The following is a 23,978-nucleotide window of genomic DNA, read 5'->3' as shown; positions in this document are numbered from 1 at the left end:
TTCCTACTTTCCAAAAGCTGTTTCGGCGCCATCTTCCGCAGTGGTGAAACTCCTGCAGGGCTTGTTTGACCATCATATCGATCACTCGTTTTTTATCCTGCGAAACCGCATTTTTACGACGGCACCCGTAACGGCGATGTGCCACGGGATGATCAAAGTGGTGGCGAAGCGGGTGCAAGGTGATGTGGTGGCCGTGGATCATGGCGTGCCTGTTCCGTTTGCGAAGGTTTTGGTCGGTGACGACGCGCTTTTGGCCTCTGTTCGGTTTTTGAGTGCTGAGAACCAAATGCCGCTTGAGAAGATCAAGGCGCTCGAGCAGGAGTCCAAACTGGCGTGGGTGCAAAAGATTGCTGCACTTAATGCTCGCGGCGAGATTTTGCATGATTACGATCGCGACATTGCTTGCTTGCTTGTGGATAGCACTGGGGAAATCCTCGCTTACGGCTTAAACTCGAATTCAAAGAATAAAACTCTGCACGCTGAAGTAAATATGGTGCAGCGATATTATCGCGAAAAAGGTTTGAAGTTGCCGGCAGGGGCCAAGCTCTACACTACGCGAAAACCGTGCAAGATGTGTGCGGGCATGATTCACGATTGGTGTGAAAATCCGGCCGCACTGGAGATTTATTACCTCGAGGATGACAAGTCCTCCCAGAATACTGTGTTGGATTCCGTGGCAACATGGATTCGTCTGGACTCTCTTTAGGAATTTTGATTTAAATAGGTTCGCATTTGAGGAGAACTTATGAATTACGCAATCGCAACGACTGAGTACGCAGGTTTCTGGAGACGCTTCGGCGCCATCATCATCGATGGTTTTTTTATCGCCATCTTGGGCTTGCTTTTCAAAGTGATCGGTTTGTACTCCGTGGGTTTGGATATTTTGCTGGCGCTTTTGTACACTCCGTTTTTTGAAGCTTCAGAATTGCAAGCAACTCCCGGCAAAGCTTTGCTCGACATGCGTGTTGTAAATATGAATGGCGAACGCATTACTTTCAAAAAAGCTTTCATTCGTTATTTGGTTCGCATTGTGAGTGGTTTGCTTTTGTGTTTTGGTTTTTTGATGATGCTTTTCACAGAGAAAAAGCAGACGTTGCATGATTTGGCTGCGGAAACCCTCGTGGTTCGCGGCGATGTGAAGAACGTTAATTTTTTCCAAGCATGGTATCACCAAGTTTTGGCGGTGCTTGGTATGACTGATAAAGTCCCCGAAAACCGCTCTGGTGGTGGATCTGCGGGCGCTCCAACTTCTGGACCAGACTCCAAACCCGCTCCAGCAGCGGCGGACCTGGCAGGGCTTTATGAGCTGTTTCAAAAAGGCATCCTCACAGAGGCAGAATACAATCAGAAGCGTGAAGAGCTGTTGCGCAAGCTTTAGAAACGCCACTGCCGTACTGTTCGAAAAAAATCAGTATCTTCCATAGTTTATAGACCTTGAGAGAGACAACATTGTGGAAATGTTCTTCGTTTCGCTTTGTTTTTTTGTGAACACTAGCACTAGGTCCATCTCAAGTTGGGAAATACTGGGAGCGATTTGACACATTTGTGTCTGCTTACAATATAATTAAGGGTGTGTTGAAGAACGTATTGAAAAATCAGCGGCCCGTATATTTCTGAAGTAATTCAAGCGACTGTAACTCTCGTGGTAGTTTTTGGGGCGCTGCTGGGGAAGGCTCACGTGTCCAGAGTAAACAGCCCTAAGATGAAAGCGACTCGCCGTCGTTGGTTCGGTCTCGGCCGGAACAACAAAGGCTCCGTACTCCTCCTCGTCATGATCGCCGCCCCCGTCGCGGCCGCCTTGTTTTTTTCTTTGATTGAATTGGTTCTGATCTCCAAACAGCAAACACTCATTAATCGTAATATGGTTTCTTATTCAGCGGTCATGGATGGTGTGATTGATTACACCAACTATGCAATCAAGAATCGCTGGTGCATGACCTCCAGTTGGACCCGCGATTCCAATTGCAATATTAAAAATCCAATGAGTCTTGAGCGCTTAACGCTGGATACAAGTGCCATTACCGCTCTTCGTGACTTGAACGCGGGTGATCCTTCATTCACTTCTGCGGGTATCGTATCAGAGCAAATTAATACCATTGTTAATGTCAGTGAGATCGTTACTGGTCATCCTTTGCTCAACATTGTTAAGAATCTTGATAAGACCGGTAAGGCAGTCTCTCAAATCGGGATTACAGTTAAAAGAGTTAATGACTCAAATATTCCTCGTCGTGGACGTGAAGTTTTCTTAGATATCAAAGTTACATTGATGTCCGGCAGTGTGATCTTTAGAAACCTTTCTTCAATTACAGCAACCAGTCGTGTGATGGTGACTCCGCGTGAGCTTAACTACTTTTCTTTAATCGTGCCTCGTGACTTGTATTTAAATGGAACAGTTCCAGGACTTGGTGGATCGAACGGTGATATTGGGATTCCAACCGGAACTGGTGGCGCCGGAATTACTTTCGAAAGTCCGGTTTTTGTAAATGGGGATATTCATATCCCTAACCCAGTTGCCAACTATACCAGTGTTAATTTTACCAATCGTGTGATTTTAGGTGGGTCTAACGGCAATACCGGCGGCCGTCTGATGCGAGGAGGTTCCCCTTTTTCAGCACCAAATGATGGGAATATGTCGAGCTATCTCTATTCTGTGCTTCCGAACTTTGGTGGATTTAAAAAAGGAGTCGATGTTGATGGTATTCGTGATCAAGGATTAGATGTTCTTGCCGGATATAATGCGACAGCTCCTCCAATAAATGCGATGGTAGGCTCAGATCGTTGCATTGGGGTTAATAATGTTTTTTACAAATTAAGATACACCAATCAGTCAGATTTGGTCATCAAGCCATTGCCACCACTTCAAGCGAATGAGTTGCGATATTACGTTGGGCTTACTCAAGGAAACTTATTTGTTCATCAAGAATTGCGGCCGTATTTTCCATATGGTTCCGGTGGACGAGCATTCCTGACTGACATCATTACCGGAACAACAAGTGGTAGTAGATTGAATGGTCAGGCAACTATGTACTTCCGCTACGACTCGGGTCCTGCGGGTGGAGGGTCGTTAGGAGGCCCAGCTTATATCGGTGGCCCTAATAACATCACAGAAGAGTTTACTCTCCGGCCAAATGCACGGGTGACTATTAAACAACCGTCAGGTTCATACGGTGGTAGAATAGAAATTGAAATGCTGCCTGTGTACTATGGTGGAGATACCACGCGTGCGATGCAGATGCAGCTCTTTGAGTTGCGTGTACGAGCCCCCTTAGCAAAATATCCTCCCGAAACAGTGCAAAATTTTTCGCTCTATATGAAGGCTTTCGACCTTGGAGTGTTTGCGGGACGTGATCGTCGTTATCCGGGTGATACTTCGTTTGACTCCTTGAGAATTGGTCACTCAATGGAAGGTTGGTTGCACTTTCAACTTCAAGGCGGCTCGACAAGTTCTGCGGGAACTCTTGTCAGAGTAGATGCGTCTGGTAATCCGATGCCGACCGCTTCAGCAATTTATGATAGGTTGCAGCCACCTGCTGCAAATGTCCCAGCGGGCTATCCCCCACCTCCTCCGGCCCCGCCTCCTGCAGCTCCAAACCCGGCACCGACGCCAATTCCAACGGCGCCTTTGGTTTATGCTCCTACGGATATTCCGTTTCCTGTTTTGCCAGACGAAGGCCAGGATTATCAGTCTTTAGTGGATAGTTGTCTTTCTAACTCTGGCGGGTCGAATGGTATTGCGTTTAAGTCGATTGGATGGAATAGCCCTTTTGTGACGACGACACGGCACTCGTGGCATTTCGCTCCTAACCCAATGCCAACAAGTCCTGATGGGGCTTATAATAGCATTCCAGTTAATCCAGGAACTCCTGTAACCTTGGTGAATGGGACTTTTTCTGTAAATTCGATTGTCAATCAATGTATAGTGCCTAGCACTACTACGGTCGCATCGGGCTTTTTGACTTGTGATCAATTGATTATTCAAGCTAGAACGCAACCATTGTTGATGATTGGAACCTTCATCGTTAATAAAGCGTTTATTGATCCCAGTGCCATTTCAAATGGAATCACTTTTAGGAGCATTTATCATCCGCAAGCTTCAAGTGATTTAGCAGCCCAAGGGGTTTTGCGAAATAAAGATGGTAGCCCATGCACGACACCTTTGCCTTTCCCGATTTGGTGGCCGACTCTTTCCAATACTCAGTATGACTCTTTCCGTAAATGCAGTGTGGTTTCTTTAAGAGATAAAGCGAATCCGTTCACATGGACCGCAGTGAACCCTGATTGCGGCGTGGTTGCTGGTAACACCATGGTTCAATGCCAAAAGCATCCCATAAATTACATACTGAATGAAATCAGTAGGACGAGTGAGTTGCAATGAGACATCTCATAAAAAACAACCATGGTCAGACAGTAATTGAGAACTTGTTGGCAATGGCACTTCTCGTGCTGGTATTTTATATGATTGTCGATGGAAGTGTTCAGCTGTTTAAAACTGATAGTAAAACAGTGCGAACTAGCTCTGAGTATCAGGTTGTTTCCCAATTAATTGAGACCATCAAAGGCGAGCCTGCAGTTTATCAGAAAAACTTTAATATTAATGCAGGTAATAGCCAGAGTTTCTTGGCAAGTTTTCCTTACGGATATAGCGGGACTATTATGTATATGGGAAATGCCGGTAACCCGCCTAAGTGCGATCCAACTAATCCGGCGGCGACGGCTACGCTCAATGGAACTGATTTACCAACGGATTCATTTTGTGACGGTCTAATTACATATACCATTTTACCGTCACAGAGTCTTTCTGGGATGTTTGAAGGAACAATACGTGTTGTCCATTTAAAAAAAGATCCTAAAGATCTCGATTTGCAGGACAACTACTACTACTTTTTAATTAACACGAACTAGGTAGTTATGAAAAATAACAGAGGGTTTTCTTTAACGGAGCTTTGTATAGCCATTGCCTTGGGAGGTATGGTCTTGCTCGCGTTTATGGACGTGATGCAATACATGCGAGTTATGGAAAATAGAATCCGTGTTAAAGCAGATTCTCAAACAACACAGTCATTAGCTGAGCGCTACATGTGGATGCATTTAAAAAATGCGGCTCCTTCATTCAATAATTTACCGATGCTAGACGATACCAATCAAAAGTTTTTCGATTTGAATCGTGATTTGGCTGCAACATCTAGTAGCCTGGGGCTGACTCGCAAATTAACCATGAATCTTACTGGTGGAAAAACTGTTTTCACAGCCCTTTTGAGCGAAAGTACGACAGCTCAAGTTCAGAATGGTTATCCAGAAGTCATTTTTTTAGACCCAACGAAATTCTATAATATTTCTCTAGGCTCATCTTCGAATATTCCTTTGAATTGGGATAAATTCAGAAATTTTATCAATGCGTTGAATCCGAATTTTTTAGTAAAGGCGACGCAGGTATTGGAAGTATACATTCCCTCTACAATGAGGAATGTCGGGGCTGCAACAACTGTAACTCCAAATTCTACTAGCTATTTTTTGAGATGTACGAATGTTCCTGGTTCTAGCTGTAGTACTGAGGATTTTGGCGGACTGGTTTCTTTTAGAAATGCACAGAATAATGCGATAGCAATTACAGATTTCGACAATTACTTGAAGACCATACCACCCGCAGGTGGCGGGATTCCGCCAATTTTAGCTCGCTCAGTTCGACTCATTCGTTATGAGTTAAAGCCAAACACAGTGATGAATTATGGTAATGACGCTGGAGATCTATATTATAGTACCTGGAATGGCGCAGCCTATAGTACTCCTGTGCTTATTGCAGACCGAATTATCCAAGTGGTTTTTGCTCGCCCTAATATCAGTGACCCTACAATAACAATTGATGTAACGCCGCAAACTGCGCAACAGCGCTTGGGGAAATAAAATGAATAAAAGAATATTCTTGAGCATTTTATTGGCAGCGTCAGTTCCGGTTTATGGAGCTCAGGTCCTGGTCCGACCAAGTCAGGCTGGAAGAGCGACCGATACAATGATTTTTACAGATCAAGCGAGTTCTTTTGCAGATGCCTCCGTTGGCTTTCAGGTGAGAATGAATGTTTCTTGTTTTGGAACGAACTTGCGAAGTGTCGCGAATCCAGTTTCTCCTGCAAGCAGCGTAAAGTTCAGCATGGCCTTCAGATCTGGTGGGACTTTTTCAGTAGTCTTCCCAGGATGGATGGTTATGAACACAAATTATAGTACAATGGTCCCTTCTCCGGCACCTTTAGCAATCGTAAATGGTGGGATGTTCTATGTGGATAAATCGCCTGATAGTCGAGATTGGCCGTATGAGCCCGCAAATCGACAACCGTCTATAACAAGCGCTTACGGAAATACTATTATTTTCAATGCTCCGCCGAATTTAACCACGGGGCTTTCGTTCAACGGCACCTCTTATACTAATGCTGATTTTTCATCGCTTATTAGTGAAGTTCAAATTATTCAGGATGTTTACAGCGTCGTGGGGCAAGTAAAACTGGTTAAGCTCGAAGAAGAGCAAAAAATTAAACCTTGGAAAATACAAACGGCATTATCGTCATTCATGACTCCTCTAAAATGGATATCTTGGGGGGCTACTGAAAAATCATACGCGGGTGGTGATGGAGGTGATGGCGGCGGTGATGGCGGTGGCGGAACTATAAATGACCAAGGGGCACCTGTTGCTGTAGCAGTTCCTTTACTGCAAGGTCCGGATGCGAACACCGACGCCGGCTGGGGACAGCCTCGATTTGCTTGGTGGGAACAAATTAAGACACAAGAAAGTATTGTTAATCCGATTCCTAACCCTCATAACTACACAAATACACCAAGTGATGTTCAGAGATTTATGGGTAAGGACGGACCTCTTTCTGCGAATTGGGAAGCGACCTGGTCTAGTGATATGAGAGTTTTAAATATCAATGCCTCTTTCCCGGGACAGGTTGATTTCTGCGGAGGATTTTTCTCCCCCCTCATGTTGTTCTTTGATCATCAAGAGCCGCAATTTAATCGTTATGTGAATTTTAAAATGAGCAGCTACGCAGATCAAACCTATTGGCCAGAACCAGAGCTGAATGCTGCATTCTTGGTTCTTGATAGAAACGGTGACGGAATTATTAATGACGTTACGGAGATGTTCGGAAGTGAAGATAGCTCAATGAATGGTTTCGAGATGCTAGCAGCATTTGATGAAAATGGTGATGGGGTTATCGATGCCAAAGACTCAATATATCCGAAATTGAAATTATGGCGTGATTCTACGGGTACAGGTAAGACGCTTAAAAAAGATTTAGTCTCTCTAAAAGAGGCTGGCGTGGAATCAATTTCTCTACGCTATGAAAAAAGCGCTGCTATGGGAATTGGCAATCGTGCGGAATTAAGAGAACGGTCATCTTTCAATATGGTCAGAAATGGCAAAAGAACTAAGGGTGAAGTGATTGACGTTTGGTTTGCTAGCAAAAGGTAAACTCTTTTTCCAAGAAAATAGAGAGGAAATCCAAAATTCGCCAGTTTTGCGAAAATACGGATTTCTTCTATCGCTTATTCATTTTTTTACTTTTTCTTACTGGTTCTTTGTTGGTGAAGTCTATAATTACATTAGCAAGGCGACTCCGGGAGTTTGCCAGCCTTTTTTACAATTTTGTGAGAGCTATCGATTTGGTAATCCGATTCTTTGGCGTTGGATTCTTGTCTTTTATTTTATTATAGGCGCTATTGGCTCGGTCCTTTGGCTACGCAAATCTATTTCTCTAGCGTACTCCTACTCTTATTTTGTACTGCTTTTTAAAATTTTCATCTATGTCCAAGATTACCGTCTGATGGGTAATTTTCACTATATACATTTTATTTTTATTCTCTTATTTCTCTTAGTTCCAAGAAAGATACAGCTGATTCCTATTTCAATTGTCCTAATCTATTTAGGTGCTGGTCTGCTAAAATTAAATAGTGAGTGGATTTCGGGAAGTGCGTTATATGGCGATATTGGCCCTTTGAAATGGATACCAATTCAAATGGCTACTATCTATGTTATTGTTTTGGAGCTAGGTTTTTCCTCTCTATTGTTAAGCCGTCACCGTTTTTGGCAGAAATTTGCGCTATTTCAGTTTTTTGTCTTTCATATTTACTCGATACAAATCGTGGGGCTTTTTTATCCTGCAGTGATGTTTTGCATTTTGAGTATCTTCATTTTGATGTCTAAAGAACACGCGGACATGCCAAGCATTATAAGTGTATGGCGTTACAAGCCTCACCGAACTCTCTCGTTGCTTTTCATTTTAGCGCAGATTTATCCACTCATTTTACCTGGAAAGTCAGCTCTTACTGGCGAAGGTCGACTTGTCTCACTCAATATGTTTGATGCGCGGGCGGTTTGCCGGCACACCTTTGTGGTCGACCGAGGCATGGGACATTATGTTCAGATGCAGTTGAATCTTGAGAGTTTTGGTACGCGTATACGCTGCGAGCCCTATGTGTATCTAGAATTCGCGCGGCGCTTGTGCGAGGACTACCAGAAGAATAACGATTTTGCTGTAGTGGATATTCACATGCAGTCAAGATTGAGTAGTGAACAAAATTTCCAACCCATCGTTGATATAAATGATGTTTGTAAGAAAGAACCTCATTTTAATCCGTTTTGGGCAAATTCTTGGATTAAGAAGAGCGTTGAAAGTGAAGTAGAGATTTCGCCTTGGAAATATCAAGAATCAAAATTAGATCCTAATAATTCCCCGGCAATGTATCGTGAAAATCCACAAAGGACGGGTGTTGTAGAGACAAAAGAACTTATTCACCCGATGAGTAGGCCGATTTGGAGAAAACCAAATTGGAATGACTCTCGTCATAGCGCTAGTAAGAGCTCACCGATATCTGACGGTAAAATGATCTATGCCGGGTCTGACCAAGGATTCTTTTCGGCAATGGATTTGACAGGCCGTGAAGTTTGGCGCTGGGTAATGTCAGCTAACCGAGGAGTCCATGGAACTGCCATGATAGTCGGCGAATCAGTATTTTGGGGTGACTATGATGGAATTTTGTACTCCGCAAATAAGGGCAATGGAAAACCAAATTGGCTTTTGCCATTGGGACAAACAATCGGTTCTTCGCCACTCTATAGTAATGGCGCTATTTTTGTTTCTGTAGAGACATTCTCTCCTCCAGATGGATTTGTGACGAAGATTGATGCGAAGACGGGAAAAATGCTGTGGAAAAGTTCGATGTTAGGAGAGCAGGCGCATTCTTCTCCGGCTTTATCGGAAGATGGAAGTTTGATTTTTGTAGGAAGCAATAATGGATATATAAATGCCATAGACTCTTTAACTGGAAAAATCGTTTGGAAATATGCAACGGGTCTTGCCGTTAAAGGAACACCCATGGTTGTTGGAGATTCAGTTACTTTTTGTTCATGGGACAAAAATATTTATAAGCTAAAGGCCTCAACTGGAGACCTTTTGTGGAATTCCCCGTTAGAGGGATCCTGTCAAAGCTCTCCTACGTGGTCTAAGAAAGAAGATGCTGTGTATATTAGTACATCTTCAGGCAGAACTGTTGCATTTAATTTTTCTAACGGGAGAGAAATGTGGCGGCATCAGGGGAGCGGAGTTTTTTTCTCCAGTCCTGTGTTATTAGTTAAAGATGGAGTTAAGCCTGAGGAAGAGCTGGTTGCCGGCTGCTTTGAGCGGGAGCTTTGCATTTTCAATTCAAAAAAAGGCGATATTTTACGACGAATTAATCTTGGTGATCGCCTAAGCTCTGTCCCTTGGTTCGAAAATGGGGAAATGACTTATTCGTTAGATACTTCAGGGGGACTTGTTCAATGGAAATAAATTTTATGCGGTATATCTTCGCCATAATGATGGTGACTGCATCCTCTCTTAACTTTGCTATCGCCGCTGATAAAAAGAGTGCTGCGGCGCCGTCGAAGTGTACGGCTGCTAATGCTGAAAAGAGTATTCACATGAATAGTGTGAAATTTTGGAAGGTCGTTCAAAATAAGCCTGAGACCCTCTATTTTGTAGATACAGAAAAATGCTTTTTACCTAATCAAAAAATAAACTTATTTGAAACAAAGAATGGTGATGGATTTGTCTACTGGCGTGCTCCACGAGGAACGGTTAAAGTTCAAAAAGTCGAAAATATCAATTTTTCTGAATATAAAAAAAGAGAAGTAACGAAGACAACTGAAAAGGAAATGAACAATTTCAGGAAACGAGTGGTAGATTTTACTGGAAAGAAAGCTTCTGAAATAGACTCAGTACCAATAATCGCAGTCACAGTTTTGGCGGATAAATTAACTGACAGCTTGAAAACGGGTGGTAGTCCGAGGTTTCACCCCGCGGCGAAGTCATTGAAGAAAAAGCAGTTCGTCGACGAAGTAAAAAATAATCATGCTTACGATATTAGACCTGCGGCATTGAAAAAGAAAGGTCCCCTAAAGTATGCGAATGTTCTTGAGTATATAGACTACACGAGAATAGCATCTGAGATTTTATCTCCTGAGGAAATGTCTAAGCTCAAAATCAGATTTAGTAAAAATACTCTACCAAAGAATAAAAGTGAGCCAATAAGTATTATTTCAGGATGCCCTGGAGAGTACTCCGCCTACAACACTATTACTCTCTTAACGTCAATGGGTTATAAGAATATTTCTTGGTTTCCGGGGGGAATGTCTGAGTATGGTAAAAAGGCACAACCATGTTTAACTCCTGAAAAGCCTCCAGTGGCCCCGATTCTCGAGGCCTCCCAAGTTCGGGAAATGATACAAGATAAAAAGCACAATGAGGTGATAGATGTTCGTTCTGAGAAGAGATTTTCTTTAGTTGGTGCCAAGCCAATGGGTTTTCCAGAGAAAAGAAATGCTTTATCAATGCCATTGTACCGATCTTCTATAACTGCCGAAGGCCTTGTTTCGCATAAAGAAGGTTATAAGGGAAAGATTCAGATTGGTGCAAATAAGAATATCATCCTTGTTGGCGAGAATGAATACGACTGGCGCCCTCTGAAGGCAGCTATTTACTTAAAATCGAAAGGGTATAAGAATATTTACTGGTATCGTATGGGCATGAAAGATTGGGCACAGAAGGTCTTATTTCACCCTGAGCTGTATAAGTTAAATCGCGCGGTCAAATCTGGGGAGCTATATTGAAATACATATTCTTTTCGATAATTTTTCTTTGTTTTCAGGCTCATGCAGATCATCAATCATTGGTATGGATTGTTGCGCCTGAAATTTGGAGCACAGAGAGCCCCGAGCTAAAAGCTGGAATTGAAAATTTAGAGTCCTATTTACAGAACTCTCTTGCAGAGCCGGTAAAAGTTGAAATAAAAACTGGAAAAGGATTTGCTCTCAGTCAGTACTATTCTCTTCAAGAAGAGCTAAAGACCGCACAGCCGGATTATATTTTTTATATTGAGTCATCGCGGCTTCTTGCTAAGGATTTTGAGGAGATTTTGCTAAGCAAAAACCTACCTAATAAAGCGCTGACTCGAGATTTTTTCTCTGAAGATGAAATTTTGAAATATCAACCGGGTTGGTCTAGAACACTTTTGCCTAATTTCTCTTTTATAATGCCGATAAAAAGAGCCATATTTATTCAGAATCGTTTGAATAAACACTGGAAGAATGAAGACTCTTCTTCTGACGAAACAGAGTTCTATCTAGATATAAGTTTTACTCCGTATCAAGTCTTAAAATTTTTGTTAAAGGATAAGGAAAAAATTATTTTTCTTATCTCTCCGGAAAGAACTAAATATAGCCGCGAGATATTTTCGGATAATGCTTTAAATTCTTCTCTAGCACAAATGTTCTTCCAAGGGGCGAATGTTGGTAAAGAAAAGATTAAAGATTACTTGTCTTATTCTGGTTTAAATTACCAACTGCTTCCCGCTGAGTTTTTTCAACTTTTGCGTTCAGATAATCTTGTAAGTGGATCTCGCAACATATTGAACTCGTCTGGGATCAATAAAAGCTTTCAAATTATTAAGCCGATGATTTCGAGCTATTTGGTTATGGAAAAAAATAAAAAAGAGAATGAAGAAAAGCTTAAAATAGAGGCGCAGAAGTCAAAAAATGCGCCTAAAAAGGCAAAAAGAGCTAAACCAATCTAGGTCCTTAGTCTGCTTATGAGCGTTGGGCAATGACTGCAGCGGATTTTAGCGAGATAGTTTTTTAGATAGTAGGGGAGCGACTATGATTTACAAGATGGTTAAAGAAGGATGTGTTTTAGATGCGTCTGCCACTATGTATCCGAGTGTCTTAAAAGGCTTCGGGCGTTGTGATGAGAATTTTTCGCTCCCGACAAGCACCTACTTTGGGTTCGTTCTCAATGGAAAATATGAACTCCAGCGCCAAGGCCAACACTACGTCACTCTTCAGGGCGGCATGTACTTCTCTGCGCCGGGTCCACTCCACATCAAAGGCGACGGTGAAATCATCGTCATCGAGCGCGTCGGATATCGCGGGCTTCTCCATGTCGGTGGCCCCGTCGAAGATAGCGGCCGTCTCTGCTATATCGATAACTCGAATACGACGATCATTATTCCGCCGCCACGTATGGGGGATCCGGTTTTCAATCTTTTAGTGTTCCCACCAAAAGTGATTCAAACGCCGCACATTCATCCGACGATTCGTCTCGGGGTCGTCTTTGAAGGTGAAGGGGAGTGCGTGATGCCGAATCAGAAACTTCCTCTGAAGCCAGGCATGGCCTTCTATTTGCCAGAAGGTTTGGTTCACTCGTTCAATTCTTTCGACAGCAAATTGAAAATCATCGCCTTCCATCCGGATTCAGATACCGGGCCGACAGATGATTCTCATCCGATGTTGAATCGAACGTTCACTAAATTTTAGGTTTTCTTTTTTGCTTTCTTGGCGGCGCCCGCATTTTTGGCCGCCTTCTTCTTTCCGGTGCCGGGCAGATTCTTGCCCTCTTCGACTTTATACTTTGTCGTAAGGATGCCCATCAGGCTCATGAGGTTTCTAAAATAGGCCGCCTTTAGGTCTCCATAGTCGAAGACGATGCCAAATCGTTCCTCAAAGGTATTCACCAGCTGAATCACCGAATATGAATCGAGAATTCCCTCTTCAAAGAGGTCCGTTTGTGCGGTGAAGTTCATCGTACGCACACGCGGGTTTACTTCCAATATGGCCTTCTTTAAGAGCTCAATGTTAACTTTTTGTGCCATGGAGGCCCTTTCTCTCTCTATTCATCACCGAGTAAACCCCAAGATTTACATTAAAACGCATATGCTCATAAAGAGCATCCACCTGGTCGAGGGTTTCTGCAGCATTGACCGCCGTAGAAAAATTTTTTCTGAACTTTTGAAGCCGCGCAAATAATAGCTTCTTTTCCTCGGCTACAAAGAGCCAGTACTTTTTGAAGCTGCCTGAACTTATCGGAGTGTTCTCCAAAACACTTTTCGTGAAGCTTGCCTTAATCTCATCACGCATAATATAGAGGCTCGTCAGCACTAAGATAACGATCTCGACCTTTCTGCGCAAAACACCAAGACGTTCTTGCTCTGGCTTACTCAGTTTCGAGGAGGCCTTTTTAAGCCCCGCTTTCGGCTGATAAGTCTGAGTTAACGGTTTAATTTCGGGCAGCTCAAGCCGGGAACTAAGTATATGCACATAAACGCCCTGGATGCCTACCAAGAAGTTAAACTTCGTACTTCGCTTCGTAAAGAGCACGCGGTGGGTTTTAGCATCTGTATAAATGAAGAGCTTCACTCTATCTGACATAGTGCTTGAGCTCCTCAAAAGTTTGAATCGGTTTGTAGTTTGAATCTACGCCAATACGTTTTTCATCAATGACATAGGTTTTCTCCAGGCTTTGAATCTTCGTTAGATTCAACTGGCCCGGGTCTTTCGAAAAATCTGCGATGTATTCTTTCGCCGTGAATTTATAAGACTGCCAAGTATTGCGGATTTTCAGATCATGATTCTGTAAGCTCCAGTTCTGGAAGCTCGGGCTATCGTAGAAGTGCTGGATATGACTGCCATATTTAGCCTTCAAGTCCCAACTCGTGCTCTCGATAAAACGAAATTTCACGTGCTGCCATTTCTGCGAGAAGTTCAGCCACCAGAAAAAGTCGTGGGCCGTTTTAATCGGAAAAGGAGATTCCTCAACAATCGGATGAAAGTGCTCAAAAATACTTTTTCCAGGTCCCTTGGTGCCGATGTATGCTTCGATGATCTGTGGAGCCACGTCTTTATAGTTTTTAAAAAGAACTTCATCCCCATACTGGCGACTACCGGCACCCAGAATGTCCGAGCCAAAGAGTTGATCGCCCAGTTCACCCGTCACCATCAGGGTATGACCCTTGAGCAGCATTTTCGAAAGCGGGCGAAGAGTATTAATAAGATTGAACTTCACAACATACTTATCAAAGAAGAACGGATTTTCTTCGACAGAGTGGTGAGTGAGCACAACGGACACGCGAGAAAGTTCTTTTGCCGGCCAGAATTTCAGAATCGAAGTGAGCATTCCGGTGCTATCGATGCCGCCGCTGTAGGCGAACCAATAGTTTTCATAATCAAGTTTCAACAGATTCAAAGCTCTTTCGGCACAGCATTCTTCCCACGTCTTTGCTTTACCAATCTCTTGAATACTAGCCACTGTTTCCGATTGAAGATCGTAGTTAAAAAAATCTGGCTTGTACTTAAGGCGGCTGATCGCTTTATCAAAGGGATCGAATAAAAGATCCTCTTGAGAGATTATACTCTTAAGACTTCGGCCAGTTTTAAAGCTTAGATTTAAGAGTTTTTCCATATTTTAGAATGGAGCGTCCTTAAAGCTATTATTAGGATTAAACCAATCTGTGCGCGGCAGAGTCATATACATATGCATCTGATCATCAATAAAGTTCTTTTGAATCTGATGCATAATGACCCAAGCAAGCGAACCGTTCTTGGTTTTAAAATCACGATAGTCTGAATCTTTATTGAAGCGATAAATCACATCTTTCGCTTCTTGCTTATAAGATTCCCATTTGGTGACAACGCGCTTGTCAGGATTTCCCATGGACCAGAGCTGGAAATCATCGGTGCCATAGAAGTGAAAGAAATAGTTATCGATGAAATCACGGTCAATATTGTGAACAACAAAATCTGAAGCGTAGGTCAGCATTCGGAAATAGACCGATTGCCACTTCAAAGAAAAATTAATCCACCATAAGAAATCCGCGTTGGATTCAACCGGGCACGGAGCCGCAGCACGAACCTTTTCAAAAAGATCCATGTACCAAGAGATCACGGCATCATTATGCCACTTTCTGCCAAACATCTGTGCCATTTGATTGCGACTATATTTCTTCGCAAGGGCTTCTTCGCCATGCACATCTAGGAAGTCTTTAAATAGGGCTGAACCAAAGATTTGATCATTGTACTCGCCGCCAACAAAGAGAGCTCGTTTAGAGAGTGCGTAAGGATAAACTGCAGCAGCTTCGAGTTTTACTTTGCCACGGAGATGATCGCGGTAGAAGGCTGGGTTCTCGTTAATTGATTCTTGGGACATAAAAGCACAGATACGATTTTTCTGTTCTTCCGTCGCATTTTTTAAAAGAGAAACCATCACAAGTGTTGAATCAATGCCACCGGAATAGAAAACATTAATCGGCAGATCATGCTCGTCAGAACGGCGAAGAAGCTCTTGTGCGCGTTCATCACAAATTTGCTCGTAAGATTTATCAATCTTACGAAACTCTGGAATAGGGGCGTGGACCGCGACATTTACCGGCACTTGAATGGTGTGAGTGCGATCAATCAAGACGACGTTCTCATTAAAGAGATTAAACGCCTGCCGGAAAGCCCGGATCCCCGGCAGATCCTGCAACTTTTTCTTAGTAATGAGCATGGGATTATAGATAAAGATATTCTTAGACATGGGAATTTAAATAATACTCCCTGATGAAATCTTGAAAAATATCATGAAGGTCTTCTAAATTTGCGGCATTGGCAAAGAGGTCGTAATACTTCAGCTTCACCTCTTCCGTTTTCCACAAGTCAGCTTGAAATAAACTAAAGCGGAAGATAACCTCATCAGCCGCAGCCCGAGGAGTGATCTTTTTCACTTGAGCATACTGAAACACAAAGAGACATTCTTGAATGAGATCCTCATTGTATCCAGATGCGCGAAACTTCAACGCTTGTTCGCGGCGAATATAGTCAACGAGCTCCCCATAGAGTTCTGAAGGTGCCACGCGCTTACGAGCCTGACTAACCACACGAGTTACGCGGCGGAGATAACGAGCGCGCCCTGCAAGCAGAATGCAGGTGTTTTTCTGCTTTTCCGTTATGGGTTTTGGATTTTTAATTTTTACGACAGCTCCGGATTGACGATGAAAAAGATAGTTCGGCAGCTCTTCCGGCGGAATACTTCTCAAATATCCCACTGTATCTTTGGAGTGAAGAATAGGTTTTGCTCCGGAGATAATATTAAAACCCATCTCCATTTCTGAAGACATCAGTGCTTGAGCGGTACTAGTGTATTGAGTTACGCAGAGAATTCTTTTTGATTTCAAATGCCACAAGATACAAAGACTTCTACGTGAGACTCTAACCTCAGCTTCTTCCATAGATATAAACTGTCTCAAAAACAAATTTAGCGATCAATATAAAACTACTTACGCGCCAAAAAGGTCGTGAAGTGATAGTAAGCATTGATCACGTGAACTTCGCTAAAACCGATGTTTTTCAACTCGGTCAAATACCAATTCAAAGGATAAGGCTCGAGGACACCTTTGATAGATTCCGCTTTGTCTGCAATCTGCTGTTCGGTCAAACCATTCCGGCGCTTAAAATCATGATACAGATCGAGAAGGAACGGATTTCCCTGAGTTTTATCAGACAGAATGAGGAAGCCCTCTTTCTCAAGACCATTGTAGATATCTTCCAAATAGGCCTTACGCTCTTTGACGAAATGAAGAGTCCAATTCGCGCAAACAATGTGGAATGGCTTTTGTCCACGAGGGAAAGTGTCAGAGTGAATAACATGATCGCTATATTTAGATCCCTTGATCATGGCCTCGGACTTTTCAACACCCCAAACATCTGTGAAACCGCTCTTATGGAATTCATCCATGGTTTTTCCAATAGCAGAACCCACATCAAGAATGCGGCATTTCTTATCCGGATAAGCCTTGGTCGCAATCTCGACGCACATGCCGATGACTTCTTTATAGCGTGGGATCGAAGTCAGAGCGATATTCTCAAACTCATCCGCTACCTTATCGTTAAACTGCCAAGAGCCGGCCTTCAATTTCGTACCTGGTTTATACTCGTCAAATCCAGCTTTCGGCTGCTTGAACTTGCCAGTTTTAAGTTCTTCAGCGAGGTCGGCGACTTTAGCGCCGCCTTTTTGAAAGCGCATCATGAAACGAACCGGAGATTTCCAGCCGGGAATCACTTCATTGAAAGCGTCGTGAGTTCCTTTTACTGCCGCCGGAGTAATAACACCTTCTTGGCTTGTAAAACCAAAGTGCTCCATCACCATCTTTAGACCGCCGGGGCTAACACGACTGCCGATACCTCGGGCACGTTCTTGGCCGTTCGGTAAAGTGATTGTTTGTTTGCTCACGAATTCAACGTAAGGAGTTTCAGGATCTAAATTCTTTTGTGGCATAATGGATTCAAGCAAAACCCATTCTTTCGAGGCGTATGTCATTTTCTCAAGAACCGAAAAATAATCGAGAAAGACATAAAGAACACCGGCCATCATTACGATGTCGTATTCACCTTTTTTGACTTCAGCGAGAAAATCAGAGATTTCAGATTGGACGATTTCAAACTGATCCTTCGACCAATGCTTACCAAGAAGTTCTTTGGCTTTCTTAGCATACTCAGGCTGAAGTTCCACACCGGTGTACTTTTTAGCGCCGTAAGAAAGACACCAATGCCCTGTCGCCGCCAGGCAGCATCCTAAGTCGAGCACACTTTTTCCTTCGACAAGCCATTCAGGCATGATGGCTGCGTGCTTTGCTTCAAGAGTTTCTTTTGTGACGGGGACGACAGCGCGCTGATTGCGGTTGTCTTCTAAGTAGAAGCCAGGTTCAACTTCGAAGGGTGTTTTTTTCTTTACGTTTTTAGCGGCCACTTTTTATCCTGATTTTGCTTTTGCGCTCTTAATTCTTGGTCGGACTTCGTTGAGAATGCATTGGAAGATGTTTTGCATCGAATCCGCCATCAGAGGCTCTTTAGCGAGCGAGCGAACTCGAGCGAAGATGGCATTTTCTCTGCCTTGGTCAATGAAGGGGAATTGGTTTTGTTGTTTCAACGTCCAAACTTCTTCGACGATGGCAGCACGTTTATTCAGGGCTTCGGCAATTTGATTGTCTATCTGGTCGATCTGATTTCTCAGTTCTTGTAAGGCCAGTGCAGCATCGTTTTTGCTCATAATCCCCTCTATTGTTTAATAATTATTATACTCCTCCGCGTGAATAACCAGTGCAAAAATGAGAGGGCGCTAGACCTAGTGCGAGCTTCCACAATTCGGAAAGTACCCGGCAACATCAACTTTGTTTGTTTCAGTGAGAGAGTGCTTGAGGCAACGCTAATATTTACCGATACTTAATTATATGAACCCCTCAACACGTGTTGTGACAATCAAAACAGCTTATGGAGCCGTGGAAGTCGGCGGAGAAAGCTTCTCGGTCATTGCAGGCCCGTGTTCCATCGAGAGTAAAAAACAGTTTCTAGATACAGCCCAGACAGTGAAAACCAATGGGGCGTGCTTGCTCCGCGGGGGTATTTGGAAGATGCGCACTTCTTCGAAGACCTTTCAAGGCTTGGGCGAAAGCTCATTTGATTTTGTTCGTGAAGTCTTAAAAGAAACGAACATGGGTCTTGTTTCGGAGATTACCGACACGGAGCAAATCGAAGAGGTCTATGATTTCGTCGATATGTTTCAAGTTGGCGCTCGTAATATGTTTAACTACTCGCTCTTAAAAGAGCTGGGTAAGCAGAAGAAACCGGTGCTTTTAAAGCGTGGCTTTGCCGCTCTGATCGATGAATGGATTAAAGCAGCCGAGTACATCACAAACGGTGGCAATGAAAACGTCATTCTCTGCGAGCGCGGAATTCGAACGTTTGAAACAGCGACTCGTAACACTCTCGATTTAAATGCCGTGGTTTACGTCAAAAAGAATACATCGTTTCCGGTCATTGTCGATCCATCGCATGCCGTCGGTATTCGTGCGCTCGTTCCAGATCTTGCAATTGCCTCGGCCGCATCGGGCGCTGACGGTATTATCGTGGAAGTACATCCTTGTCCTGCGGAAGCCCTTTCTGACGGACCTCAAGCACTGACTTTTGATGATTTCAAAAACATGATGTCTAAAGTAAAAAAAGTCACCAAAGCTTTAGATCGCCCACTGACCAAAATTAAGTAAGCATTTTCCAAAGATGCATCAACCAACGATGACCATAAGTGTTCAGCAAAACGGCAAGAGCAATCGCCGATATTTGCAGGGCATAGGTTGCTAGAACTGAAGCCCACGATTGCCAAACTTTCTTTTGATGTGACCACTCAAAAAACCAGTATCGTTGAGTCGTATATAACAAAAGAAAATGCAGCAAGAATAAAATCACCGAATAGCGGGTGTCGGGGTTACGATAGAACTCACCATGGATATCAGCACCCATCCAATTCAGGAACATAATCCCTACATCCAGAGCGCCATTTTTCATTACATAAAAGAAAAAGAAGCAAACGAAGGCGACGACAAAGCGGATGCGGATACGTTTCCACAAGCGAAGATAAAGATATCTATTAATAAATTCGTAGTGGTAAACGCTGCCGCGGCGCCAGTACTCTGCCGGAGTCCGAGCCAGCCAAGAAAAGTTCGTCGCATCACGGACCCTGTAACCGTAAAGTCTTGCAACACCCGTCACGAGATTGAAAACACCAACGTCAGAGAGGATCAGCAAAAAATAGCGCGAGGTCGAGCGAATAAAGAGATTCTTAGAGACATCTAAATCTGATTTATCCAATTGAATGCGCAGATAAATTATCACGTACCCTAGGAGCACGCCCCAAAATCCACTCCACCAGAAGCGTGAAATCGCGGCGCGGTTTCGCCTTGCTAGCAAAGTCGTCACGGGCCATAAAATACTATGAGCTGCCGTCACCGGATTATAAGCAAGAAATGGATCCACCGGCCGAGGAGAAAAAGCGTAGGCCAACTGAACCGCGACAAGAATCATGTACTGAAGTTTGAAATTCCAAAACAAGAGCAGCTGGCCGTAGTCATCCTGGGAGTAGAGTCGTGTACTGACGTAAATCCATGTCAAAGCAAAGTATGCGATCATTCCTATTGAGAGCTTCACGCGAGGTTTGCCTTCACGGCGGTTCATACCCAAATAGTAAGTAAAGATGCAATTTACCGGCAAAGAAAAAAGGATGCAGATAAAAACATCCATGGGCACTTTGCCAAGAAAAAGCATGTAGCAATTAAATGCCCATGCGACCACTGTGACGGCCGTCGTATAATAAGCCCGACTTTTGCGATGGAAGAAAATGGAGATACCAGCACCCGCCAGAAGAAAAGGCATGACATAGCGGGCATGGCGGATAAACGAGAACATGCCGGAGTTTTGTAAACCCTTTGGGTCCACTTCAATGAGTGACTTAATCCAAAATGCCAAGAGAACCAGAAGCGCCGCCGCCAGAGGAGTGAGCCACTTAAATCGGGCAGCACAGTATTGCGATAGACGAATTTCAAACCGCCGCAACAGAATTTCTAATTGCGCGGGAGAAATCATTTTAAAACCCATAATCCATTTTTGTTCATTTTATATGGGACCACAAGTAAACCACCGTCGAGAGGGGCACTAAGGTCCTGATATAATTTGTGACGACTTTGCAACGAACGTATCAATTTCTAGACGGCCCGCAGAGAGCCGAGCTATAAGGAGCCATGGCCAAAGAACCGCAAGAACTCAAATGGATCGAAGACCTCCTCCCGGAGTACGAGTATCGCCGAAAAGCAATGTTCGGTGGCTTTGCTTATTACATCGGCGACAAGATGGTGCTTGCAACTTTTGAGAGCACAGGCAACCGCACGTATAAACGCAAAAAATATCCATTTGAAATATGGAATGGTTGCATGTTTCCGGTGGATCACGAGTTTCAGGAACAGGCCCTCGCACGCTTTCCATTTTTGACTCCACATCCGATTTTGCCGAAATGGCTTTACCTGCCGTTGGAAACTGAAAACTTCGAAGACCTTGTCACGGAAGTGATGGCTCAAGCGGTGAAGCCGACAGGCTATTGGGGTAGTATTCCGAAACCAAAGTCCTCAAAAAAGAAGCGAGCGCAAAAAGAAGAAGACTACGACAACATCGACACACGGACACCGAGAATGTTCTCAGATGCACCTGCGGAAGATGTGTTTAAGAAAGCTAAGAAGATTTCTGATCTCAAGAATCTAGGTCCGAAGACAGAGGAAACATTTCGCATAGCCGGCATCAAGACCGTTTCCCAATTCCAAAAGCTCGGCTGGAAAAAGACGATGGTGAAGCTGGTGAAAGCAGATCCTCGGAACAGACACTCGATGTTTGCTTACGCGATTATTGGTGCGCTCACAAATAAAGACTGGAACGCCATCACCGAGCAGGAAAAAGAAGAGGCAAGAAACTTTTGCCGATCCTTGCCTCGGCCGAAGAAAAAGTAATTACATTTCGTAGCGGGTTAAATCCAAGTAGCCAAATTGTGTTGGCGCCTCTTTTTTAAATCGAGCATTGGCCTCGTCATAGATGTTCCAGAAATTCGCTTGCATACGCGAAACTCCAAAGTCTTTAACGAGTTTTTTGTATTCTTTCTCGGACTTGATCTTAAGGACTTGAGAAGTAAATTTACCGATTTGATCTTCAGTCACGGAGAAGAACATATTGGGATAAGAACCCCAGAAGCCTTCACGGATAGTCAAAGTATCTTCCTTCGGAGCCAATCTCAGCGATTCCGCCAAGATCCATGAAATATTCTGATGTTCGCGATTGTGCATCAGGCTATAGACTTTAGAGGCGCCGTTTTTTTCTTTTATAACCAGCATGGCGATTTCTGGGAAAAATCTAGAAAATGGAGTTTTGTCCGTGGCTTTTACAGAAGCTATCGTGCGAAGCTGCTTTTCGGTTTCGCTTAAACCCACAAGAATATCCTTTGGCGCATGCAAGGTTTTCCAATTAATCGGATCCATGGCGCCGCGAACCTTTTCATCCATACGTGTAAAGAGCACTTTCTCGATAAATTCCTTTTTTGCATGCTTCGGGTTTTCATAGGAAATCCCTGTTGGCAGTTCGAGATTCGTTACAGGAAAAAAGTATTTCATCTTGAGTTCTGTTGCGAGTCCTTGATACCACGCTTTGCGAACCGGGATCCGCTCACTCGGAGGAATAAACGACAAATAAATCTCTTCCGCCTCCATGCGGATCATATCCATGTAGACGCGAGTCAGGAGTTGATGGCCGACGTTGCCGAAGACATCGAAGTTCACAACAAGGTTGTACACCAGGCGCTCAAACAATGGATAATCCAAGAAAAAGATTGTCTTGGAAAGATCGCCAACAGCACCTTTCATGACAACAGCATTGTCGTCATGACGAAGCACCGTCAAGATAGCATTTTTATTATGGCCTTCGCCGTCCCACACATCTTTCAGGGCATAACCCTGAGGAAAAAGTTGTCTTTTCCATTTCGCGCGCAGGTTGCGGTACTCTTCACGGTTCTCAACGAGTTTGCCTAAAAACTCAGGTGCGCTATCGAGCTTAATATCGCTGCCCCAAACCCCCGGCAAAATTAGCATATTTTGAGCTTGGTCCTGAAATCCAGGGGCCTTCACCATTAACTCGGACTCAGGATTAATAAATAGCACATAGAATTGTTCTTGAATCGAATTTACAGCAGCACTGCCATTGCAAACCGGGCCCTTGATAAAAGTACTAACTTGGTATTGAGCATCGTCGAGTAAGAACTGATAGCGTGCCTTCACGGGAATTTCTGAAAAAGCCCAGAATGGGTTTTCTGCTTCTTGATAATTATAGGTGGGAAGGCGGGTCACCTTCCAGTCCCCGCTGAAGAAAAGCTCTTCGAGTCGTTTCAATTTTGTTGGACTGACCTCATAAGGGATATGCGTTTTAGAAACGACGGCCCCTGGAAGCTTGTTGAAGCAATAGTAGAACTTTTCGACTCCGGGATTATCGTTGGGCCGGCGTGTAGCGATTTCAGAGACTTCTTTTGAACACGCGGTGCTTGAACGGACTAACCGGAAGAATGTCTGCGGCTCTTCGGGAAAATACAAGTGTGCTAAGAAAAGGTGTTCATACAAATAGCGGCTGACGACTTTATGGCGATTATCGCCCTGATTAAAGAAATTTTCCCACTCTTTGATTTGCTTATGGGTTTCTTTTGTTAAACCTGCTTGCAGTTTCAAAGTCTCAGTTGTTGGGCCCGGGGCCCCCTTTTTCACCCAAGCTGCCAGTGTCTCCGCCTGATCTTTCTCGAGAGCTGGAAGTGCATAAGGCATTCCGACATTTTGCTCTTTTGGGTTCGCAGCACAGTACTGGCTTTCGGAAACGATCTTCGTCGGCACCGATTTTTCATTATTTTTAGCGGCGATCGTTCGAAAGAAAATATTGGTCTCGGGATCTACGGAATTATTCACGGTATAGAAGCCGCGCATTTGCCAGCCCTCGACAGAGTGAGCATCAATCCACAGGCGAGTGGGAGCGACAGCATCAATTCGGGTGCCATTGTAGACATTGAGCTTATTTGCCCCACGCAAGAAGCCTTCATAGTTTTGCAAGTTCAGCTGGCAAGGAGCATTCATGCAACTATGACAAGCAACGCAGCGGTTACTAAAGATCGGTTGAATTTTTTCAGTGTAGAGATCTGCCGGGATATCAGCAGCGTAGCTAGAAGCTTGAAACTGAAAAGCGAAAAGGATCTGAAGGATCCAAAGCATGGTTGCTCCTTTGAAGTGGAACAACCATGTTACGT

At 43.8% G+C, this 23,978-nt stretch carries 21 protein-coding genes; 12 read left to right on the top strand and 9 right to left on the bottom strand.

What is annotated here, in order from left to right:
• The first annotated feature begins 40 nt into the window (after window positions 1-40).
• From JSU04_00745 to JSU04_00700, 10 genes are all read left to right on the top strand, one after another.
• Window positions 41-706 (top strand): Bd3614 family nucleic acid deaminase, encoded by a 666-nt coding sequence (locus JSU04_00745; GenBank protein ID MBS1968800.1) that lies wholly within the window; start codon window positions 41-43, stop codon window positions 704-706.
• 39 nt (window positions 707-745) lie between these two features.
• Window positions 746-1,378 carry an RDD family protein gene (locus tag JSU04_00740; GenBank protein ID MBS1968799.1) on the top strand — a complete coding sequence of 211 codons (633 nt, stop codon included), beginning with the start codon at window positions 746-748 and terminating at the stop codon, window positions 1,376-1,378.
• A 300-nt stretch (window positions 1,379-1,678) separates the two neighbouring features.
• A complete protein-coding gene (locus JSU04_00735) occupies window positions 1,679-4,375 on the top strand; it encodes a hypothetical protein (protein ID MBS1968798.1) in 2,697 nt (898 codons plus the stop codon).
• Entirely contained in the window at window positions 4,372-4,902 is a 531-nt protein-coding gene (locus JSU04_00730; GenBank protein ID MBS1968797.1) for a hypothetical protein, read from the top strand. Before JSU04_00735 ends, JSU04_00730 begins: the two co-directional genes overlap by 4 nt.
• A gap of 6 nt (window positions 4,903-4,908) precedes the next feature.
• A complete protein-coding gene (locus tag JSU04_00725) occupies window positions 4,909-5,901 on the top strand; it encodes a prepilin-type N-terminal cleavage/methylation domain-containing protein (GenBank protein ID MBS1968796.1) in 993 nt (330 codons plus the stop codon).
• A 1-nt stretch (window position 5,902) separates the two neighbouring features.
• A complete protein-coding gene (locus JSU04_00720) occupies window positions 5,903-7,462 on the top strand; it encodes a hypothetical protein (GenBank protein ID MBS1968795.1) in 1,560 nt (519 codons plus the stop codon).
• Window positions 7,434-9,818 carry a PQQ-binding-like beta-propeller repeat protein gene (locus JSU04_00715; protein ID MBS1968794.1) on the top strand — a complete coding sequence of 795 codons (2,385 nt, stop codon included), beginning with the start codon at window positions 7,434-7,436 and terminating at the stop codon, window positions 9,816-9,818. The genes JSU04_00720 and JSU04_00715 overlap by 29 nt, the downstream gene beginning before the upstream one ends.
• Before the next feature lie 5 nt (window positions 9,819-9,823).
• Complete coding sequence (locus tag JSU04_00710) at window positions 9,824-11,137, top strand: rhodanese-like domain-containing protein (GenBank protein ID MBS1968793.1); 1,314 nt, start codon at window positions 9,824-9,826, stop codon at window positions 11,135-11,137.
• Window positions 11,134-12,099 (top strand): hypothetical protein, encoded by a 966-nt coding sequence (locus JSU04_00705; protein ID MBS1968792.1) that lies wholly within the window; start codon window positions 11,134-11,136, stop codon window positions 12,097-12,099. Before JSU04_00710 ends, JSU04_00705 begins: the two co-directional genes overlap by 4 nt.
• Before the next feature lie 82 nt (window positions 12,100-12,181).
• Complete coding sequence (locus tag JSU04_00700; protein ID MBS1968791.1) at window positions 12,182-12,838, top strand: cupin domain-containing protein; 657 nt, start codon at window positions 12,182-12,184, stop codon at window positions 12,836-12,838.
• Here the strand turns inward: JSU04_00700 and JSU04_00695 are convergent.
• The 7 genes from JSU04_00695 to JSU04_00665 all read right to left on the bottom strand — a co-directional run bounded on the left by JSU04_00695 (window position 12,835) and on the right by JSU04_00665 (window position 18,380).
• Window positions 12,835-13,173 carry a hypothetical protein gene (locus JSU04_00695; protein ID MBS1968790.1) on the bottom strand — a complete coding sequence of 113 codons (339 nt, stop codon included), beginning with the start codon at window positions 13,171-13,173 and terminating at the stop codon, window positions 12,835-12,837. The two genes, JSU04_00700 and JSU04_00695, sit on opposite strands and share 4 nt — an antisense overlap.
• Complete coding sequence (locus JSU04_00690) at window positions 13,157-13,729, bottom strand: hypothetical protein (GenBank protein ID MBS1968789.1); 573 nt, start codon at window positions 13,727-13,729, stop codon at window positions 13,157-13,159. Before JSU04_00690 ends, JSU04_00695 begins: the two co-directional genes overlap by 17 nt.
• A complete protein-coding gene (locus JSU04_00685) occupies window positions 13,719-14,759 on the bottom strand; it encodes a hypothetical protein (GenBank protein MBS1968788.1) in 1,041 nt (346 codons plus the stop codon). The genes JSU04_00690 and JSU04_00685 overlap by 11 nt, the downstream gene beginning before the upstream one ends.
• 3 nt (window positions 14,760-14,762) lie before the next feature.
• The gene (locus tag JSU04_00680; GenBank protein ID MBS1968787.1) at window positions 14,763-15,872 is read right to left on the bottom strand and encodes a hypothetical protein; all 1,110 of its coding nucleotides are present in this window, start codon (window positions 15,870-15,872) and stop codon (window positions 14,763-14,765) included.
• Window positions 15,865-16,509 carry a hypothetical protein gene (locus JSU04_00675; protein MBS1968786.1) on the bottom strand — a complete coding sequence of 215 codons (645 nt, stop codon included), beginning with the start codon at window positions 16,507-16,509 and terminating at the stop codon, window positions 15,865-15,867. Before JSU04_00675 ends, JSU04_00680 begins: the two co-directional genes overlap by 8 nt.
• A 98-nt stretch (window positions 16,510-16,607) precedes the next feature.
• Entirely contained in the window at window positions 16,608-18,080 is a 1,473-nt protein-coding gene (locus JSU04_00670) for a methyltransferase domain-containing protein (GenBank protein ID MBS1968785.1), read from the bottom strand.
• 3 nt (window positions 18,081-18,083) lie between these two features.
• Entirely contained in the window at window positions 18,084-18,380 is a 297-nt protein-coding gene (locus JSU04_00665; protein MBS1968784.1) for a chorismate mutase, read from the bottom strand.
• Between the two features lie 181 nt (window positions 18,381-18,561).
• Between JSU04_00665 and aroF the strand changes: the two genes are divergently transcribed.
• Window positions 18,562-19,374: a 3-deoxy-7-phosphoheptulonate synthase gene (gene aroF / locus JSU04_00660; protein ID MBS1968783.1), complete on the top strand. Its 813-nt coding sequence runs from the start codon at window positions 18,562-18,564 to the stop codon at window positions 19,372-19,374.
• Here the strand turns inward: aroF and JSU04_00655 are convergent.
• Window positions 19,367-20,758 carry a hypothetical protein gene (locus JSU04_00655; GenBank protein ID MBS1968782.1) on the bottom strand — a complete coding sequence of 464 codons (1,392 nt, stop codon included), beginning with the start codon at window positions 20,756-20,758 and terminating at the stop codon, window positions 19,367-19,369. The two genes, aroF and JSU04_00655, sit on opposite strands and share 8 nt — an antisense overlap.
• A gap of 143 nt (window positions 20,759-20,901) precedes the next feature.
• On the opposite strand from JSU04_00655, the gene JSU04_00650 reads away from it, so the two are divergent.
• Window positions 20,902-21,657 (top strand): TfoX/Sxy family DNA transformation protein, encoded by a 756-nt coding sequence (locus JSU04_00650; protein ID MBS1968781.1) that lies wholly within the window; start codon window positions 20,902-20,904, stop codon window positions 21,655-21,657.
• Here JSU04_00650 and JSU04_00645 read toward each other — a convergent pair whose 3' ends face one another.
• Entirely contained in the window at window positions 21,658-23,784 is a 2,127-nt protein-coding gene (locus tag JSU04_00645) for a fatty acid cis/trans isomerase (GenBank protein MBS1968780.1), read from the bottom strand. It lies immediately after the preceding gene.
• Window positions 23,785-23,978 lie beyond the last annotated feature (194 nt).

It is taken from the genome of Bdellovibrionales bacterium (genome assembly GCA_018266295.1).
In the GTDB taxonomy this organism is placed as follows: domain Bacteria; phylum Bdellovibrionota; class Bdellovibrionia; order Bdellovibrionales; family Bdellovibrionaceae; genus JACMRP01.
This window is presented reverse-complemented; position numbering and strand designations above follow the sequence as displayed.